The sequence below is a fragment of the Cytobacillus oceanisediminis 2691 genome (genome assembly GCF_007678455.1).
Taxonomy (GTDB): domain Bacteria; phylum Bacillota; class Bacilli; order Bacillales; family Cytobacillaceae; genus Mesobacillus; species Mesobacillus oceanisediminis_A.
Genome location: NZ_VEEP01000463.1, coordinates 1 through 228 on the forward strand (window position 1 = coordinate 1; position 228 = coordinate 228).

1 pseudogene is annotated in these 228 nt (G+C 48.2%); it reads left to right on the plus strand.

Features of this window, described 5'->3' with window-relative positions:
• Positions 1 to 209, plus strand: a pseudogene (locus FS736_RS24790) (hypothetical protein); the annotation flags it as partial.
• Positions 210 to 228 lie beyond the last annotated feature (19 nt).

A 228-nucleotide genomic window follows, 5' to 3' on the forward strand; every position in this document is an offset into this window, starting at 1 on the left:
GTGTGGATTTGGTGGATAGAGGATGGAAAATGTGGGGTGAGGGGGCAAGGGTGAGAAAAAGGGAAGAGTTTTATTTTGGGTTAAGAGGGTTTGAAAAGAGTGTGGAAGAGTATGTTGGTGAAGGAGAAAGGAATGGGGAGTGGGGTGATAATGGGATGTGTGTGAGGAGGAGATATGTGAAGGAGGGTGTTGAGGATGGGGGGGTATGAGGTGATTTAGAGGATGGGG